Origin of the sequence: Nocardia sp. FDAARGOS_372 (genome assembly GCF_002554515.1) — a bacterium.
GTDB lineage: Bacteria > Actinomycetota > Actinomycetes > Mycobacteriales > Mycobacteriaceae > Nocardia > Nocardia farcinica.
In genome coordinates, this window is sequence record NZ_PDDW01000001.1 from 5,757,391 (window position 1) to 5,775,328 (window position 17,938).

The 17,938-nt window shown below is 72.4% G+C and carries 18 protein-coding genes; 10 read left to right on the forward strand and 8 right to left on the reverse strand.

Going from position 1 to position 17,938, the window contains the following annotated elements:
* The first annotated feature begins 9 nt into the window (after positions 1 to 9).
* The 3 genes from CRM89_RS26785 to CRM89_RS26795 all read left to right on the forward strand — a co-directional run bounded on the left by CRM89_RS26785 (position 10) and on the right by CRM89_RS26795 (position 3,123).
* Positions 10 to 1,293, forward strand: a complete 1,284-nt coding sequence (locus CRM89_RS26785; protein WP_098086600.1) for a thymidine phosphorylase — start codon at positions 10 to 12, stop codon at positions 1,291 to 1,293.
* 402 nt (positions 1,294 to 1,695) lie between these two features.
* Positions 1,696 to 1,902, forward strand: a complete 207-nt coding sequence (locus tag CRM89_RS31900; RefSeq protein ID WP_228822087.1) for a hypothetical protein — start codon at positions 1,696 to 1,698, stop codon at positions 1,900 to 1,902.
* A 123-nt stretch (positions 1,903 to 2,025) separates the two neighbouring features.
* The gene (locus tag CRM89_RS26795) at positions 2,026 to 3,123 is read left to right on the forward strand and encodes an adenosine deaminase (RefSeq protein WP_011207483.1); all 1,098 of its coding nucleotides are present in this window, start codon (positions 2,026 to 2,028) and stop codon (positions 3,121 to 3,123) included.
* A 4-nt stretch (positions 3,124 to 3,127) separates the two neighbouring features.
* Here the strand turns inward: CRM89_RS26795 and CRM89_RS26800 are convergent, their stop codons facing one another.
* From CRM89_RS26800 to CRM89_RS26820, 5 genes are read right to left on the reverse strand one after another with little or no spacing between them, the layout of a single operon-like run.
* Entirely contained in the window at positions 3,128 to 4,372 is a 1,245-nt protein-coding gene (locus tag CRM89_RS26800; protein ID WP_011207484.1) for a hypothetical protein, read from the reverse strand.
* Between the two features lie 26 nt (positions 4,373 to 4,398).
* Positions 4,399 to 4,746 (reverse strand): YbaB/EbfC family nucleoid-associated protein, encoded by a 348-nt coding sequence (locus CRM89_RS26805; RefSeq protein ID WP_011207485.1) that lies wholly within the window; start codon positions 4,744 to 4,746, stop codon positions 4,399 to 4,401.
* A 37-nt stretch (positions 4,747 to 4,783) separates the two neighbouring features.
* Positions 4,784 to 5,125, reverse strand: a complete 342-nt coding sequence (locus CRM89_RS26810; RefSeq protein WP_011207486.1) for a hypothetical protein — start codon at positions 5,123 to 5,125, stop codon at positions 4,784 to 4,786.
* Complete coding sequence (locus tag CRM89_RS26815) at positions 5,122 to 6,246, reverse strand: C40 family peptidase (RefSeq protein ID WP_086840226.1); 1,125 nt, start codon at positions 6,244 to 6,246, stop codon at positions 5,122 to 5,124. The genes CRM89_RS26810 and CRM89_RS26815 overlap by 4 nt, the downstream gene beginning before the upstream one ends.
* Before the next feature lie 4 nt (positions 6,247 to 6,250).
* Positions 6,251 to 6,568, reverse strand: a complete 318-nt coding sequence (locus CRM89_RS26820; protein WP_086840224.1) for a hypothetical protein — start codon at positions 6,566 to 6,568, stop codon at positions 6,251 to 6,253.
* Between the two features lie 145 nt (positions 6,569 to 6,713).
* Between CRM89_RS26820 and upp the strand changes: the two genes are divergently transcribed.
* Positions 6,714 to 7,337 (forward strand): uracil phosphoribosyltransferase, encoded by a 624-nt coding sequence (upp, locus tag CRM89_RS26825; protein ID WP_060593046.1) that lies wholly within the window; start codon positions 6,714 to 6,716, stop codon positions 7,335 to 7,337.
* Between the two features lie 31 nt (positions 7,338 to 7,368).
* Here upp and CRM89_RS26830 read toward each other — a convergent pair whose 3' ends face one another.
* Together CRM89_RS26830 and CRM89_RS26835 are read right to left on the reverse strand one after the other, a co-directional pair.
* Complete coding sequence (locus tag CRM89_RS26830; RefSeq protein WP_098086601.1) at positions 7,369 to 8,862, reverse strand: phospho-sugar mutase; 1,494 nt, start codon at positions 8,860 to 8,862, stop codon at positions 7,369 to 7,371.
* A gap of 73 nt (positions 8,863 to 8,935) precedes the next feature.
* A complete protein-coding gene (locus tag CRM89_RS26835; protein ID WP_011207491.1) occupies positions 8,936 to 9,739 on the reverse strand; it encodes a purine-nucleoside phosphorylase in 804 nt (267 codons plus the stop codon).
* Between the two features lie 90 nt (positions 9,740 to 9,829).
* Between CRM89_RS26835 and CRM89_RS26840 the strand changes: the two genes are divergently transcribed.
* The 3 genes from CRM89_RS26840 (at position 9,830) to CRM89_RS26850 (ending at position 13,172) form a co-directional block, all read left to right on the forward strand.
* Positions 9,830 to 10,534, forward strand: coding sequence for an enoyl-CoA hydratase/isomerase family protein (locus CRM89_RS26840; RefSeq protein ID WP_011207492.1), 705 nt, complete (start codon positions 9,830 to 9,832; stop codon positions 10,532 to 10,534).
* A gap of 68 nt (positions 10,535 to 10,602) precedes the next feature.
* Entirely contained in the window at positions 10,603 to 11,847 is a 1,245-nt protein-coding gene (locus CRM89_RS26845; protein WP_011207493.1) for a M20 family metallopeptidase, read from the forward strand.
* 155 nt (positions 11,848 to 12,002) lie between these two features.
* Complete coding sequence (locus tag CRM89_RS26850) at positions 12,003 to 13,172, forward strand: M20 family metallopeptidase (protein WP_098087137.1); 1,170 nt, start codon at positions 12,003 to 12,005, stop codon at positions 13,170 to 13,172.
* A gap of 55 nt (positions 13,173 to 13,227) precedes the next feature.
* Here CRM89_RS26850 and CRM89_RS26855 read toward each other — a convergent pair whose 3' ends face one another.
* Positions 13,228 to 13,707, reverse strand: coding sequence for a gamma-glutamylcyclotransferase (locus CRM89_RS26855; protein WP_041559868.1), 480 nt, complete (start codon positions 13,705 to 13,707; stop codon positions 13,228 to 13,230).
* A 159-nt stretch (positions 13,708 to 13,866) separates the two neighbouring features.
* On the opposite strand from CRM89_RS26855, the gene CRM89_RS26860 reads away from it, so the two are divergent.
* The 3 genes from CRM89_RS26860 to CRM89_RS26870 all read left to right on the forward strand — a co-directional run bounded on the left by CRM89_RS26860 (position 13,867) and on the right by CRM89_RS26870 (position 17,872).
* A complete protein-coding gene (locus tag CRM89_RS26860) occupies positions 13,867 to 15,276 on the forward strand; it encodes an NAD(P)H-quinone dehydrogenase (protein WP_011207497.1) in 1,410 nt (469 codons plus the stop codon).
* 382 nt (positions 15,277 to 15,658) lie between these two features.
* Positions 15,659 to 16,681: a hypothetical protein gene (locus tag CRM89_RS26865; protein ID WP_098087138.1), complete on the forward strand. Its 1,023-nt coding sequence runs from the start codon at positions 15,659 to 15,661 to the stop codon at positions 16,679 to 16,681.
* A gap of 180 nt (positions 16,682 to 16,861) precedes the next feature.
* Positions 16,862 to 17,872: a hypothetical protein gene (locus CRM89_RS26870; protein WP_229434899.1), complete on the forward strand. Its 1,011-nt coding sequence runs from the start codon at positions 16,862 to 16,864 to the stop codon at positions 17,870 to 17,872.
* Positions 17,873 to 17,938: the final 66 nt, after the last annotated feature.

Consider the following 17,938-nt stretch of genomic DNA (forward strand, 5'->3'; position numbering starts at 1 on the left):
ACTGGCCGCGTGACGGCTCTGGACGCGGTTTCCCTCATCACCACCAAACGCGACGGCGGACAGCTCTCCGACGAACAGATCGACTGGGTGATCGACGCCTTCACCCGGGGCGCGGTCGCCGACGAACAGATGGCGGCGCTGGCGATGGCGATCCTGCTGCGCGGGATGACCAGGCGCGAGACCGCCCGCTGGACCGCCGCCATGATCGCCTCCGGGCAGCGCATGGACTTCACCGACCTGCCCCGGCCCACCGTCGACAAGCACTCCACCGGCGGCGTCGGCGACAAGATCACCCTGCCGCTGGCGCCACTGGTCGCCGCCTGCGGCGCGGCGGTGCCCCAGCTGTCCGGCCGCGGGCTCGGGCACACCGGCGGCACCTTGGACAAACTCGAGTCGATCCCGGGCTGGCGGGCCGACGTCCCGGTGGCGCGGATGCGCGACATCCTGGCCGACCCGGCGATCGGTGCGGTGATCTGCGCCGCCGGCGCCGACCTCGCTCCCGCCGACAAGCGCCTCTACGCACTGCGCGACGTCACCGGCACCGTCGAGTCGGTGCCGCTGGTCGCCAGTTCGATCATGAGCAAGAAGATCGCCGAGGGCACCGCCGCGCTGGTCCTCGACGTCAAGGTCGGCTCCGGCGCGTTCATGAAGGACCGCGCGACCGCGACCGAATTGGCCACCACGATGGTCGAGCTCGGCGCCGACGCGGGCGTGCGGACGGTGGCCTTGCTGACCGCGATGGACAGCCCGCTCGGCCGCACGGCGGGCAATGCGCTCGAGGTCGCCGAGGCGGTCGCGGTCCTGGCCGGTGGCGGGCCCGCCGACGTCGTCGAGCTGACCCTGGCACTGGCGCGCGAGATGGTCGCCCTCGCCGGCCTGGACACCGATCCGGCCGACGTGCTCGCCTCCGGCCGCGCGATGGACCACTGGCGCGCGATGGTGCGCGCCCAGGGCGGCGACCCGGACGCGCCGCTGCCGCGCGCCACCCACACCGAGATCCTGCGCGCCGACCGTGACGGCGTACTGACCCGCCTCGACGCGATGGGCGTCGGTGTGGCCGCCTGGCGGCTCGGCGCGGGGCGGGCACGCCAGGGCGACCCGGTGCAGCACGGCGCGGGCGTGGCACTGCACGTCGGGGTCGGCGACCGCGTCACCGCTGGCCAGGCGCTGTGCACCCTGCACACCGACACCCCCGAGGCGTTCGACTCCGCGGCCGCCGCGCTGCGCGAGGGGATCGAGATCGGCGACGCCACCGCCGGCACGGGCCCGCTCGTGCTCGACCGGATCGGTTGAGCGCCGGACGTCCGGCGCTCAACCGAGCGTGGCCGCCAGTTCCGCGAGGTACCCGGCGACCGGTCCCGCGGTGAACAGCCCGCCCGCCGCCCGCGGACTCGGCGGCCGCGGGCAGCAGCGCCGCGCGCGCACGCGCGACGGAGTCGCGGCCACCGGCCAGCAGCGCGTCGCGACCGATCACGCACCACAGCGCCTCGGCGTGCGGGTCCGCCGGCGGATCGGGCAGGTCCCGCAGCGCGGCGCGGGCGCAGGCGAGATCGCCGTCGGTGGCGTGCAGCAGCGAGATCCGGGCCGCCTGCCTCGCCGCATCCCGTGCCGCGGTGCCATCGATCGTCGCCGACTACCGCGCCTCCGCGACCGTCGACGTCGAGCACGACCGCGCCGGCCGGGCGCACCCTCGGCATGCCGGTCGCGGTGCTCCCACAGGACTGGGGAGCCGCGCTCGGTTACGACGCCGCCGCACTGTGGCGAACCTGGGCGCCCGACCTGCGCCATCGCACCGTCTCGGCCGGTCATTTCCTAGCCGAACAGGACCCCGCCCTGGTCGCCGCGGAGATCCGCGCCCTGCTCGCTCGCCCGGCCCCGGATCGGGCGGCCACACGGTCGTGATCGCACCCCTCGGCCCACCGCCGAATGGCCGCGGACCGACAAGTCCGTGACCGTGCGGCGACGGGTGTGTGGCCCGCGCCCGTGTCGCCTGCCGAATCGGCCGGGCGCGGCTACCGTGTGGACATGACAGGACCGACGCCGCTGACCCTCGCCTCGATCCGCCGAGCACCCAAGGCCCTGCTGCACGACCACCTCGACGGTGGCCTGCGGCCCGCGACGGTGCTCGAACTGGCCGCCGAGTGCGGCTACGACGAATTACCCGCCGACACCGAGGCCGAGCTGGCGGCCTGGTTCCGGGAGGCCGCCGACAGCGGCTCGCTGGAACGGTATCTGGAGACCTTCGCCCACACCGTGGCCGTCATGCAGACCCCCGAGGGGCTGCGCCGGGTCGCCCGGGAATGCGTCCTCGATCTCGCCGCCGACGGCGTGGTCTACGCCGAGGTCCGTTACGCGCCCGAGCAGCACCTGGAACGCGGGCTCAGCCTCGACGAGGTGGTCGAACACACGCTGGCGGGCTTCCGCGAGGGGGAGCGGGCGGCCGCGGCCGCCGGCCAGCCGATCGTGGTGACCTGTCTGCTCACCGCCATGCGGCACGCCGCGCGTTCCCGCGAGATCGCCGAACTCGCGGTGCGCTGGCGCGATCGCGGGGTCGGCGGTTTCGACATCGCCGGGGCCGAGGCCGGATACCCGCCCACCCGGCACCTGGACGCCTTCGAGTACATGCGTGCCAACAGCGCGCACTTCACCATCCACGCCGGTGAGGCCTTCGGGCTGCCGTCGATCCACGAGGCACTGGCCTTCTGCGGCTGCGACCGCCTCGGGCACGGCGTGCGGATCACCGACGACATCCGGGTCGGTGATTCGGTGGCCGACGCCGAACTCGGCCTGGTCGCCCGGTACGTGCGCGACAAGCGGATACCGCTCGAGCTGTGCCCGTCGTCCAACGTGCAGACCGGCGCGGTGCCCTCGCTGGACAAGCATCCGTTCGACCTGCTGGCCCGGCTGCGCTTCCGCGTCACCGTCAACACCGACAACCGGCTGATGAGCGACACCAGCATGAGCCAGGAGATGCACAAGCTGGTGCAGACCTTCGGCTACGGCTGGAGCGACCTGGAACGGTTCACGATCAACGCCATGAAGTCGGCGTTCATCCCGTTCCCGGAACGGTTGCGCATCATCGACGACATCATCAAGCCCGGCTACGCCGTGCTGATCGGCTGACGTCTCACTCGCTCACCAGGCGCGCCTCGAAGTTGCGTTCCAGCTCGCGCCAGGCCTGCGCCTCGGCCGCGTAGGGCGGGTTCGGGGCCAGCCTGGTCGGGTCGGGGTTCAACAGGTAGGAGACGTACCAGCCCAGCGGCGTGGACTTGGCCAGCGCGGTTTCCACCGCGTCGTCGTCGGCGTAATCGGCTGCGTCGGTGAACAATTCGACCGCCAGGTCGAGCTGATCGATGTCCACCGCACGCGGGCCCTCGGCCAGGTCCTCGGCCAGGCCGGGCAGCACGTAGACGTTCTCGTCGGTGACCTCGACCTCGAGCGAGCCGTCCACGGCGGCGGTCTGCACGTCGCCGTAGGTGCTCACCCGGGCCAGGTCGTGATCGTGGTCGTCGGCCAGGTAGCGGGCCAGCGCGCGCTCGGAACCGAACACCAGGATCGAGCCGTCGCGGCCCAGGAAGATCGGTTCGTCGTCGAGGTAGCAGCGCAGCGTGAAGTACGTGCCCTCGGAGGTGACGATCTTGACCGGGTCGATGCCGACCTCGTGCCAGAACGACTCCTCCTCGTCCTCGTCGTCCGCGTCCAGATCGACGGGCTCGAACTCCTCTTCCTCCTCGGCGTCGGCGACGTCGTCGGCGTCGACCACGTTCTCCTCGGCGGCGAGCAGCTCCGCCTCGGCCACGGCGAGCGCGTCGGCGTCGACCTCCGGAATGCTCACCACGGTGTCGACCGCGTCGAGTACCGCGTCCCAGTCCTTGGCGATGGCGGCGCCGATCTGGTCCCACAGCTCCTCGCCGTCACGGCCGACGAACGCGCTCACCCCGCTCGGCAGCGCACCGAGCACCGGGTGGGAGCTGAAGAACTTGGTCACCGTCTCCAGCTCGCAGACATCACCGATGTTGCGGACCATCTCGAGGGTCTCCTCGAGTTCGGCGATGGTCTCCGGATCCGGATCGCCCGCCGCCAGCTCGGGAACGCCGACCAGATCGTAGGAGTAGTTCTCCTCCGGCTCCAGCTCCGCCGCCGACAGCCCCACCACCACCTTCCAGGCGGGATGGTCGACGAGATCGTTGTCGGAGTTGGTCCGGACGAACGCCGCCAGCTCGGCGACGCCCTCGAAACCGTAGAGGGTGTCCTCGTGTCCGAGGAACGCCATCCACTCGTCGTCACCGTCACGCCAGCGCGGTGCCCACAGGGTGACGAGATCGCCGTCGGTCAGGCCGAGCTCGATCGGGACGATGTCTCCAGAAGCCATGTGCGGAAGCCTATCGACCTTCCGGCTCAGGCACTATCCGGCCTGCCTCCCGGCGACCCCGGAACCGAGGTCGTGTCCGAAGCGAACGATTCGTTCAGTGTCGCAACGACCTTCGACCGCTGGGCGCCCGCGTCCTCGGCGGCCTGCCGGCAGGCCCACACGATGAGCTGACCGACGTCGGCGGGCGCCATCGCGGTGACCGCCTCCGACAGCCGCAGGCCGACCAGCGCGCCGTCGCTGTTCACCTCCACGCTCACCGCGCCGTCCTCGGTGGTGAAGGTGCCTTTCACCTGCTTCAGGCCGTACAGCGCGGCCTCGAGCGCCTCCAGTTTCGCGGTCGCGCCGGCGACCAGGGCATCCATTTCCGCGCTCATGCTGTGCCTCCCTCAACGCGCATCGCGCGCCCTCCCGTCATACCGGCCTCATCCAGCTCGTCGGACCGGTGTCGGCGTCATCGATGCGGTCCAGCTCGTCGACGGCCTGCTGCCGGGTGGGCAGCCCGAGCCGGTCCAGGATGTCGGCGGGCATGCCCGATTCGGCCAGCACCTCGCGGCGTTTGGCCCGGGCGGCGACGGCCGAGCGCTGCGTGAGCCGCAGGATCTCGTTCGCCAGCGCCTGTGCGCCGTAGCGGTATTCGCTGCGCTCGAACTTGATCTCCACCGGCATGCCCTGGTCGGTGGCCTTGACGGCGATGGTGCCCGACCGGTTCTGGCTGACCGCGACCGTGACGTTCGGGATCTGCTGCTCGCTCATGCGGTGGGCCTGTAGAAGCCGTAGAACTCCATACCCATGTTCTCCGTTCGGATGGAACTGATCGAGACCGGATCACCGGCCTCCACGAGCTGCCCGTTGCCGATGACCATCGCGACGTGGCCGTCCCACACGGCCAGGTCGCCGGGCATCAGGTCACCGGGCGAGACCTGGGGGTGGCCGATGTGCTGTTCCTGCGCCAGCCGCGGCAACTCCACCCCCGCCTCGCCGTAGGCGTACTTGGTGAGACCGCTGCAGTCGATGCCCGAGCCCGGGTCGTTGCCGCCCCACACATAAGGCGTGCCCACGGCCCCGATCGCGGCCTGCACCGCCGTGGCGGCCTTCTCGTTCGGCGCCTCGACCACGCTGCCGTCGGGCAGGGTGATCTTGACCCCGTCGGTGGTGGCGGTCGTCGACGTGGACGAGTTCGGGTTCTGCCCGCTGGGCGCGGCCGAACTCGGCGTCGTGCCGGTGGTCGCCGCCTTCGACACCTGCTTCAGCGGGGTGCTCGCCATCGTGGTGGCGAGTGAACCGGCCTGGCCCACCACGCCCATCAGGCCCTGTAGGCCCGAGGACGCGCCGCCCGCGAGCGCGCCGGGCAGCGAGGCCACCGGCGGGGTGGAGGGCGGCGGGGTGAGCTGGGTGATGGCGGCGGTCTGGGTGTCGAGTTCGCTGCGCACCCGCCCGACCACCGCCAAGCCCTGGTTCAGGTGTTCGATGGCCGAGCCGACCAGCACCGTGAGGCCCTGCGGCGTCGCCAGCGTGGGACCGAGCGCGGTGGCGGTGTTCACGAAGGACTGGACGATGCCGTTGAGATCCTTCTGGCCCGTCTCCACCTGGGCGGCAGCCTGATTCACCACGGTGGCCATCTCGGTGCCCCGGTCGGAGATGGTGGCGGCGGAGGTCTGCACCCGCAGCGCCTTGGCGGTCGCGGCGTCGGCGGCGACCCCGTCCCAGGCGCTGTTCATCTGGTTGATGCTCGCGCGGCCCTGCTGGTGCAACTGCTCGAGGGCGGTGGACGCCGACACCAGCGCGTCGGAGGGGCCGCCGCTGGGCAGCACGCCGGAACCGAAACTGCTCAGCAGGTCGAGCAGCGGTTTGACGAGCACGTTGATGTCGATCACCGGCTCATCCGTCCAACTCGGCGCCGCGCAGGGCGGCGGCGTTGGTGAGGTCCGTCTCAGTGAGCACCGTGGCCGCGCCCGCCGCGGCCCCGCCCATGCTGGACAGCACGGCCGACAACTGCGCGATCGAGGCGACGTGCCCGGCGTGCGCCGCGCTGTAGGCGGCCACGAAATCGCCGCCGATCAACCCCATGACGGGCCCGAGCAGCGCCGGTGCGGCGGCCGCGGCCCCCGCCGCGACACCCGCCATCTCGCCCGCCATGACACCGGCGGTCGCGCCATACGCGGCGATGCCCTCGGTATCCGCCGACATCTTCGACATAGTGCTTCCCCCATCCGTTGTTCCCAGGCAGAGTACGTCATCCACCTAGTTCGACGCGCCGCCTCGCCCCGCGGTTCCACCCCCGCGGCAACATTTTCCACCGCCTCGCCCGACTGCGCACTCGCGTCGACCTTATCGTTCCCTCATGCGCACGCACACCGTGGATCACCCGCTGGCCGCTGCCCTGTTGACGACGATGCGCGACGAGCGCACGCCCAATGCGGTCTTCCGCGCGGCGCTGTGCGATCTGACCGGCATCCTGGTCTACGAGGCGCTGCGGGAGGCGCCGGTGGACACCTACGAGATCAACACGCCCGTCGCCCCGGCCACCGGTGCCCGGCTCGCGCAGCCGCCGCTGTTGGTGCCGGTGTTGCGCGCCGGGCTCGGCATGGTCGATGCGGCCGCCGGGCTGGTGCCGGACGCGCGGGTGGGTTTCGTCGGGATCGCGCGGGACGAGAGCACCCATCAGCCGGTGCCGTACATGGAGTCGCTGCCGGAAGACCTCGCGGGCGTGCCGGTGTTCGTGCTGGATCCGATGCTGGCCACCGGCGGGTCCATGCGCCACACCCTGGAACTGCTCGCCGCCCGCGGCGCCACCGACATCACCGCCCTGTGCGTGGTCGCGGCGCCGGAAGGCATTGCCACGCTGGAACGCAGCGGCCTGCCGGTACGGCTGGTGACCGCCGCGGTCGACGAGGGATTGAACGAGAACGCCTACATCGTGCCCGGTCTGGGTGACGCGGGCGATCGGCAGTTCGGGCCGCGCTGAGGGAGCGTGGCGAACGCGATCGAGGCCGGTGTCAGAGCCTGCGGCAGTAATCCGCCAGCTCCGCGAGCCGTTCCCGCGCAGCCTGTTTCGCCGCGGCCAGGGCCGCGGGTGCGCGTACCGGCTCCACCACCTCCAGGTAGCACTTGAGCTTGGGCTCGGTGCCGGACGGCCGGATCACCACCCGCGAGCGTTCGCCCTCGAAGATCAGCGCGTCGGTGCGCAGCCGGCCCCGCACCCGCAGCTGGTCGGTGTAGCGCATCGGTTCGCCCGCGAGTGCCGCGGGCGGGTCGGCGCGCAGCCGTTCGACCACGGCGGCCGCGGCGGCGGTGTCGGCCGTCCGCAGCGAGACCTGGTCACCGGCGTGCACGCCGAATCGCACCGCGTAGTCGTCGAGTTCGTCGAGCAGGGTGCGTCCGGCGGCCTTGCCGGCGGCCACCATGTCGGCGGCCGTCACCGCCGCGGAGATGCCGTCCTTGTCGCGCACGGTGGCCGGGTCGACGCAGTGCCCGATGGCCTCCTCGTAGGCGTACACCAGGCCGTCACCGGCGCGGGCCAGCCACTTGAAACCCGTCAGGGTCTCGGCGTAGCGGGCGCCGCGCGCGGTCGCGACCTTCGACAGCAGCCGTGAGGACACGATCGTGGTCGCCACCAGCGCGTCGGCGGGTGCGGTGCGCAGGACGCGGTCCCCGAGCAGCACGCCGGTCTCGTCGCCGCGCAGCATGCGCCACCCGTCCGGGCCGGGCACACCCAGCGCGCAACGGTCGGCGTCCGGGTCCAGCGCGATGGCCAGATCCGCGCCGACCCGCCGCGCAGTCGCCAGCACCAGGTCGGCCGCGCCGGGTTCCTCCGGGTTGGGGAAGGCGACGGTCGGGAAGTCCGGATCGGGGTCGAACTGCTCGGGCACCACGTGCACGTCGGTGAAGCCCGCGGCGGCCAAGGCGCGCACCGCGAGGTCGCCGCCGACGCCGTGCATCGGGGTCAGCGCGATCCGCACGGCCGCGCGCGGGCCGGGTCCGCCGATCAGCGACGGCAGCGCGGCCACCCGCGCGAGGTAGTCATCCACCAGCTCCGCGCCCGATGGCGCGACGGCCGCCCGGTCGAACGGGGGCCGCGCGGCCTCGATACACCGTTCGATCTCGGCGTCGGCGGGAGCGATGAGCTGCGATCCGCCGTCGAGGTAGAGCTTGTAGCCGTTGTCGGCGGGCGGGTTGTGCGAGGCGGTGATCTGCACGCCCGCCACCGCGCCCAGCGCCCGCACCGCGTAGGCGACCACCGGCGTCGGCAGCGGTTCGGGCAGCAGCGTCACCGGGAAACCCGCCGCCTGGAAGATCTCGGCGGTGACGGCGGCGAACTCGGCCGAACCGTGCCGGGCGTCGCGCCCCACCACCACCCGGCCGCCGCCGAGGCAGCGGCCGCGCAGCCACTCGACCACGCCCGCGGTCGCGCGCGCGACCGTCTCGGTGTTCATCGCGTCCGGTCCCGGTCCGACCGGTCCGCGCAGTCCCGCCGTCCCGAAGCGCAGCATGGCTAGCGACCGTGTCCTTTCCACCCGCCGCGCCGGATCACGGTGCGTCGCCGGGGCGGGACGATCGACGCGATCATGCGGCGCCGTCGGGCGCCGAGCCGAGCCGCTCCAGCACGCCGCGCAGGAGTTTGCCCAATCGCGGCGCGGCCGCGTTGCCCTCGGCGAGCACCTCGGCATGCGAGAGATGTTCCCCGGTGACGCCGGCGGCGAGATTCGTGACGAGGGAGATGCCGAGCAGGCGGGCGCCCAGCGACCGGGCCGCGATGGCTTCGAGGACCGTCGACATGCCGACCAGGTCCGCGCCGACGGTGCGCAGCATCCGGATCTCCGCGGGCGTCTCGTACTGCGGACCGGTCAGGCCCGCGTACACGCCCTCGGTGAGTTCCGGGTCCAGTTCCCGTGCCAGGGCCCGCAACCCCGGATCCCAGGCGTCGACGAGATCGACGAAGGTGGCGCCGGCCAGCGGGGAGCGGCCGGTCAGATTCAGGTGATCGGCGATCAGCACCGGCTCGCCGACCCGCAGGCCCGCTCTGATGCCGCCCGCGGCGTTGGTGAGCACGACGGTCTCCGCGCCCGCGGCCACCGCGGTCGCGACCGGGTGCACCACCTCGGCGGGGGAGTAGCCCTCGTAGAGGTGCTGCCTGCCCATCAGCACGAGCACGTGCTCGGACCCGACCGGCACCGAGTGCAGTACGGGCACGTGGCCCTGGGCGGACGGGGTGCCGAAGCCGGGCAGCTCGGGCATCGGCACCGAGGCCGACGGCTCGCCGATCTCGGCGGCCGCGGCCTGCCAGCCCGATCCCAGCACCACGGCGGCCCGGTGCCGCGGCACCCCGGTACGTTCGGCGATCGCCTCGGCGGCCTCTGCGGCAAGCATGGGTCAAGTATCGCCGTGATCGGCCGCGGGCGCCGGGCAGGGGGTGCTACCCACGAGTAGGACCGCGCTCCGGTTGGTTAGGCTGCCCGCATGCCGTATCTGGAACGTCAGGGCGATGTGTTCGTGCTCCACCTCGGAAACGAGGGACAGACCGACAGCGAGAACCGCTTCCATCCCGACTGGATCGACCGGTTCAACGCGCTGCTCGACGAGGTCGAGGCCAGTGAGGGCCCCGCGGCGCTGGTGACCACCGCCACCGGCAAGTTCTACAGCAACGGCCTGGACACCGACTGGCTGTTCGGCAACCTGAAGCAGATGCACGGCTACCTGGACCGGGTGCACGCGATCTACAGCCGCCTGCTCACCTTCCCGCTGCCGACGGTCTGCGCGATCAACGGGCACGCCTTCGGGGCGGGCGCCATGCTGGCCAGCTCGCACGACTTCCGGGTGATGCGCGCCGACCGCGGCTTCTGGTGCCTGCCCGAGGTGCACCTGGGCATGCCGTTCACCGTCGGGATGAACGCCCTGCTCACGCATCGCCTCGGCAACCAGGTCTGCGTGCAGGCCATGACCACCGGTCACCGGTTCCCGGCCGCCGAAGCCCGCGCCGCGGGCATCGTCGACGACGTGGCCGAGGCGGACGCGCTGCTCGAGCAGGCCGTAGCGCGCGCGGCGGCGCTGGCGGCCAACCGCAAGCCGATTCTGCCGATCATCAAGCGGGCGCTGCACGCCGACGCCCTGGCCGGACTCGCCGTGCACACCACGCCGGAGAACCTGGCCTTCGCCCTGGGCTGACCCGGCGCCGACCCGCCCCGCGGGTGCGTGCCGCGCCGCGGGCGGCCAGCAGTGCCAGACTGTGTCCCATGCCACCACCTCCGCCCGTCCCGCCGTCCCGCGACGGCGCGCGGGCGGACGCGGGCGCGCGGGTGGACGCGGCGGCGCGCGCGGATGCCGCGATCGGTGCCGCCGGCCCGCGGTTGATCGCCCTCTCGCACGCCATCCACGCCGAACCGGAGCTGGCCTTCGCCGAGCACCGCAGCGTCGCCAAGACGCTCGAGCCGCTGGCCGAACGCGGCTTCGAGATCACCACCGGCGTCGCGGAGCTGCCGACGGCCTTCCGCGCCGTCTACGGCAGCGGATCGCTGACCGTCGGACTGTGCGCCGAATACGACGCGTTGCCCGAGATCGGCCACGCCTGCGGGCACAACATCATCGCCGCCGCGTCGGTCGGCGCCGGACTCGGCCTGGCCGAGGTGGCCGACGCGCTCGACCTCACCGTGGTGGTGCTGGGCACCCCGGCCGAGGAGAGCGGCGGCGGCAAGGTGCTGATGCTCGAGCGCGGCGTGTTCGACGACATCGCGATGGCGATGATGGTGCACCCCGGCCCCTGCGACATCGCCGGTGCGCGGTCGCTGGCCCTGGCCGACATCGCGGTGCGCTTCCACGGCCGCGAGGCGCACGCCAGCGCCGCACCCGACCAGGGCCGCAACGCGGGCGACGCGGTGACGGTCGCGCAGGTGGCGCTGGGTCTGCTGCGCCAGCACCTGAAACCCGGCCAGCAGCTGCACGGTATAGTCAGCGACGGTGGCATCGCCCCCAACATCGTGCCCGGCCATGCGGAACTGCTGTACTACCTGCGCGCAGCCGACTCCGCGTCCCTCGACGACCTGATGCGACGAGCGTCGGCCTGCTTCGAGGCGGGCGCCCTGGCGACCGGCTGCACCCACGAGATCCGGACCCTGGCGCCGACCTACACCGAGCTGACGCCCGACCCCGGCCTGTTGCGGGTGTACCGGGAGCAGATCGCCGATCTCGGCCGGGTGCCGATCGCGGCCGACCTCGAGGCGGCGCGCCCGCTGGGCAGCACCGATATGGGCAACGTCACCAACGTGGTCCCGGGCATCCATCCGGTCATCGGCATCGATGCGGGCGGGGCGGTGACGCATCAGCCGGGTTTCGCCGCCGCCAGCGTCAACGCCTCGGCCGACCGGGCGGTGATCGACGGCGCGCGCGCCCTCGCGCGTACCGCCATCGCGGTGGCCCGCGATGAAGAACACAGAGGCAGGTTGTGGCAACGGCTGGTTCGACGACAGGAGGACATTCGGTGAGCACATCCGGGCAACCCGTCGGGCATGCGAGCGGCTCCGCGGCGGCGGCATGCGTGACCGCTCAGGCGGCGCCGCCGACGCGTCCGCCCGCCCCGGATGTGACCGTGCGCGCGGTGGCCGACGCCCCGGACGGTGAACCGGTGCCCGAGCCCGCGTTGGACGGCCGCGCGGCGGTCGAGCGGTGGCTGACCGCGCACGGTGCCGACCTGATCCAGTGGCGCAGGCACATCCACGCCAACCCCGAACTGTCCCGCACCGAGTTCGCCACCACCGAATTCGTCGCCACCTGGCTCACCAAGGCCGGGCTCACCCCGCGGCGGATGCCGGGCGGCACCGGTCTGCTGTGCGACATCGGACCCGAGGACGGGCCGCGCATCGCCCTGCGCGCCGACATGGACGCGCTGCCACTCCAGGAGTTCACCGGGCTGCCGTTCTCCTCCACCGTGCCGGGCGTCTCCCACGCCTGCGGCCACGACGCGCACACCACCATCCTGCTCGGCACCGCCCTGGCGCTGGCCGAGGTGCCCGAGCTGCCGGTCGGCGTGCGGCTGATCTTCCAGCCCGCCGAGGAGGTGATGCCCGGCGGCGCGCTGGACATGGTGGCCGCGGGCGCGCTGGACGGCATCGAGCGGATCTTCGCGGTGCACTGCGATCCCCGGCTGGAGGTGGGCCGGGTCGGCATGCGGGTGGGTGCCATCACCTCCGCCGCCGACACCGTGGAGCTGGTGCTGGACTCGCCCGGCGGGCACACCTCGCGCCCGCACCTGACCAGCGACCTGGTCTATGCCATCGGCACCGTCATCACCGGGCTGCCCGGCCTGCTCAGCCGCCGCATCGACCCGCGCACCAGCACCGTGATGGTGTGGGGCGCGGTGTCGGCGGGCAAGGCGCCCAACGCCATCCCGCAGACCGGTATGCTCACCGGCACCGTCCGCACCGGCGACCACGCCACCTGGTCGCTGCTCGAGCCGATGGTGCACGAGATCGTCGACGGCCTGCTCGCCCCGACCGGCGTGCGCTACCAGCTGAACTACCGTCGCGGCGTGCCGCCGGTGGTCAACGACGAGCACTCGGCCCGCCAGTTCGAGGACGCGATCCGCGCGCTCGGGCCGGACGCGCTGTCGGACACCCCGCAGTCCGGCGGCGGCGAGGACTTCTCCTGGTACCTCGAGGAGGTGCCGGGGGCGATGGCGCGCCTCGGCGTGTGGTCCGGGCACGGCGAGCAGCTCGATCTGCACCAGCCGACCTTCGACATCGATGAGCGGGCGCTGGCCGTCGGCGTGCGCGTGTTCACCAACCTGGTGCTGCAGCAGCGACCCCGCTGAGACGCCGTCGAGCCCCCGGTTCCCGCGTCGGAACCGGGGGCTCGACGGGTGTCGCTCAGCCGGAGAAGTTGCCCGGGCCGACGTTGCGGCTGTTCCTGGTGCGCAGCGCGTGCACGTAGTCGGCGGGCGCGCCCGCCTTCTCCGCCGCGTCGGCCATCACGCCGAGGTACCGGGCCGAGGGCAGCCCGCCTTCGTAGGCGTCGAGCACGTACAGCCACGCCAGGCGCGGCTCGGTGCCGCTGCCGGGGTTGGGGGTGACCCGCAACCGGATCTTCTTGTGGATGCCGAAGTCGGAACCCTCCCATCGGTCCAGCCGCTGCTCGTCCTCCGGCGAGACGTCGTAGAGCACGACGAACACCCGCGAGCCCGGGTCCTCCACCACCGTCGCCAGCGGCCCCTCCCAGCCGATGTCGTCTCCGGCGAAGGTCAGCCGCCAGCCCTCCAACCAACCGGTCCCGGACATGGGGGAGTGCGGACAGCGCTCGAGCATCTGCGACGAGTCCATGTTCGACCCGTAAGCGGCGTAAATCGGCACGTAGCAAAGGTTAGCCTGCTCGGTGCACAGTTCGCCGGGCATACGCGCGTGGGAATGCGGGCACGGCACGGCAGGTGTGTGGCGAAGACGACACCGGGGGGCCGATTAACGTAAGCCTCATACCGGAGATCCCGGTCGACGAGCTGAAGGGGAGTACCCATGACCCGTATTGCGATCATCGGTGGCGGACCGGCCGGTTACGAGGCCGCGCTGGTGGCGGCGCAGCACGGCGCCCAGGTGACACTGATCGACCGCGACGGGATCGGTGGCGCGTGCGTGCTGTGGGACTGTGTGCCGTCGAAGACCTTCATCGCCTCCACCGGCATGCGCACCGATCTGCGCCGGGCCCGCGATCTCGGCATCACGCTCGACCCGAGCCAGGCCGCCGTGCAGTTGCCGGAGGTGAACGCGCGCGTCAAGGCGCTGGCGTTGGCGCAGTCCTCCGACATCCGCTCCAAACTCCTGTCCGCGGGCGTGACATTGATCTCGGGTACCGCGTCCTTCACCGACCCGGCGCCCGGCCGGGCGCCGCACCGCATCACCGTCCGGCCCACCGGCGAGCGCGCCGGTGAGCGGGTGATCGATGCCGAGGTGGTGCTCATCGCCACCGGCGCCAGCCCGCGGGTGCTGCCCGGGGCCGAGCCGGACGGCGAGCGCATCCTCACCTGGCGTCAGCTCTACGACCTGCGCGAGCTGCCGGAGACGCTGGTGGTGGTCGGCTCCGGTGTCACGGGTGCCGAATTCGTCTCGGCCTATACCGAATTGGGCGTGCAGGTGAAGCTGGTCTCCAGTCGCGACCGGGTGCTGCCCGGCGAGGACGCCGACGCGGCGCTGGTGCTGGAGGAGGCGCTGGCCGAGCGCGGTGTCGAACTGGTCAAGCACGCCAGGGCCGACGCGGTGGAGCGCACCGCCGACGGCGTGGTGGTCAAGCTCTCCGACGGGCGCACCGTCACCGGCACGCACGCGCTGATGACCGTCGGCTCCACCCCCAACACCGGCGACCTGGCGCTGGACAAGGTCGGCATCGAACTCGACCGCGGCGGATACCTGCGGGTCGACCGGGTCTCGCGGACGGCGGTCTCGGGCATCTACGCCGCGGGTGACTGTACCGGCCTGCTGCCGCTGGCCTCGGTGGCCGCGATGCAGGGCCGTATCGCGATGTACCACGCGCTGGGCGAGGGCGTGAGCCCGATCCGGCTCAAGACCGTCGCCTCGGCGGTGTTCACCCGCCCCGAGATCGCCACCGTCGGCGTCAGCCAGACCGCCATCGACAACGGCGAGGTGCCCGCCCGCACGGTCATGCTGCCGTTGAACACCAATCCGCGCGCCAAGATGTCGGGCCTGCGCCGCGGTTTCGTCAAGATCTTCTGCCGTCCGGCCACCGGCGTGGTGATCGGCGGCGTGGTGGTGGCGCCGATCGCCTCCGAGCTGATCCTGCCGATCGCGCTGGCGGTGCAGAACAATCTGACCGTGAACGACCTCGCCCAGACATTCTCCGTTTACCCCTCGCTCACCGGCTCGGTCACCGAAGCGGGCCGGCTGCTCATGCGGCACGACGACCTGGACTGACCCGCCGCGCACCGGCGCGAGTGCCGTTGCCGGTGGACGGCTTTCGGTCGCATTGCCTCGAACCGCGCTGATGTGGTTGACTCGCTCGCGAGAGACGCGATCGGCGGGCGGTCGCGGGGTTCTGGTGGGGGATCGTCCTTTTCCGGGCCTCGTACAGTGCACGGGGTCGCCGGTGGTGCCGCGTGCCCGCACAGGCGGGCGCCGGCCCAGGGGGTGACCGTCGGTCATTCGGCGACCGGACGCGTCTCGTCAGGGACGAACTGAGTGCGACCGCCTCGGCCGCACCCGGGAAGGGATTGGGCGAAAAGTGAAACATCGTAAGCCGAGTCGGGCGCAGCGAGCGATGGCCAGCACATCGTTGCCTCTGGCCACCGCGGCGGCTGTGGCTACCCTGTTCGCTGCGCCGGCGGGGGCCGTTCCGAACGAGCCGAGCACACCGGCCACGCCGGCGCCGGTGCAGCCGGGCACCAACGACGCACCGCAGGGGACCGACACGCCCGGCACCGCGCAGCCCGGGCAGGGCTCGCCGGAGCAGGGCTCGCCGGGTCAGGGAGACGAGAAGAAGAAGCCGGAGAACAAGCCGACGCCGAGCCAGCCGGGTGTCACCACGCCGGAGCCGGAGCAGGTGATGCCGGAGCCGGAGAAGGATCCGAAGCTGGCCACGCCGACCCAGCCGGGTGTCACCACCCCGCGCGTCGCACCGCTGCCGGTGCCGGGTCAGAGCGACCAGCCGCAGCCCGCCGTCGCGCCGGAGAACGGCGCCCAGACCCCGGAGTCCGTCGCACCGGGCGCGGGCGAACACGGCGCGCAGCAGGACACTCCCGCCGCCGACGACGGCCAGGCACGCCCGGCCCAGCCGGAGCGCCGCGTGACCCCGAGCCAGCCGGAGTCGCAGACCGAGACGCTGGTGCAGGAGCCGCGCTGGGAGGCGCCGCGCCTGGAGGCCGCCCCGGCCGCCCCGGTCGTCGAGATGACCGGCCCCCACCAGGAATTCGGCGCGAACGTCGACGGTGGTGCGGTGCTGCCCGGCTACGTGGCCAACACCCACCACTTCAGCAACGAGGCCGGCTACGTCGGCACCATCGGCTACCGCACCCCCACCGGCGCGGGCGAGGCCGGCGCCTCGGTCGAGTTCCTCGACGTGAACACCGTCAAGGTCACCACCTACACCGGTGGGGAAGGCCTGGCGGACAACAAGAACGCCTTCGTGCTCGACACCACGCAGGTCAACGCGGCCAAGGCGGCCGTGGAGCAGTGGATCGCCGCGCAGCCGGGCGGCGCCGCCGCGCTCGAAGCCGCCGCGCAGGTTAAACTGCCGCCGCTCGTTCCCGCCGGCGACCTGGCGCCGCAGACGGTGAACGTCGCAGGCGTGACCACCCAGTGGGGTGGTTCGTTCCAGTACTGAACGGGATGATTCGACGGGTGGGGCGGTCGTTCGCGGCCGCCCCACACGTGTGTCCCGGGGAGAGGAATGGGTGTGGTTTCCGAGGATGACGCGAAGGATCGCGACACCGATCGGCCCGGGTCGCAATTCGGTTCACCGGTAGGCGATTTCGGCCCACCGGTCGGCGACTTCGGTCCTCCGGTGGGCGATTTCGGGCCGCCGGTCGGCGACTTCGGTCCTCCGGTCGGCGAGCCCCCGACGGCCGATTTCGGGCCGCCCGTGGCCGAGTTCACCGGCCCGCCGCTGGCCGAGACCGGGCCGCGCTGGCAGCCTGCGGGTGAGCAGCCCGAGATCGGCTGGCGTCCCGCCGATCAGCCGCCGCCGCCCGCCACCGCGCCGGGTGGCCGGTTCCGCGCGCCCGAGAGCGGCCCGGCTCCCGAGACCTCCGCGCCCACCCGCCCACCCGCCGGCGCCGAGCGCCCTGGCCGGAATGAATCCGAACCCGACGTCTCCACCGAGGAGACCGTGCGGCACAGCGCACCCGTGCCCGAAGCCACCCCGCAGCGGTGGTGGAACAGCCCCACCGAGTCCGGCGAGGTGCCCAAGCCGCCCGCCGAGCCCGCGGGACTGTCCTGGGCCGACGACCCGATCGCGCAACGCCTGGCCCCCGGCACGCCTGCGGCGGGCCCGAAGAAGTCCGGCGGCGACAACCGGCGCATTCTGCTCGGTGTGGCCGCCGCCGTGGTGGTGCTGATCGGCCTGGTGGTCACCATCGTGTCGGTGTCCGGCGGTGACGACGGCACCGGCCGCGCCGCGGGCCCCACCACCACCGCCGCGCTGAGCTGCCCGGCCACCAAGGACGGCAAGGTCGCCGTCGGCAACGGTCAGGGCTCCACCGCGAGCGGGCCGGACGCGATCCTCGGCTTCCAATACGCCTTCTACGTCGAGCGCAGCGGGGAGCGGGTGCGCAGGTTCGTCGCGCCGGACGCGGAGAACATCTCCACCGCGGCGATCATCCAGCAGGCCATCGACGAGCAGATCCCGGTCGGTACCACGCATTGCCTGCGCATCACCGAGGTCGCCGCCGACACCTTCGAGGTCGACCTCACCGAACACCGCCCCGACGGTACGACCACGGTGTATCCGCAGACGGTGACCACCGTGAACCGGGACGGCAAGACCCTGGTGTTCGCCATCCGCGAGCGGCTCTGATCTCGGGATCTGGGATACTCGTTTCACTCTCTGGTCGGGGATGTGAAACAGTGGGGTATCCCGTTC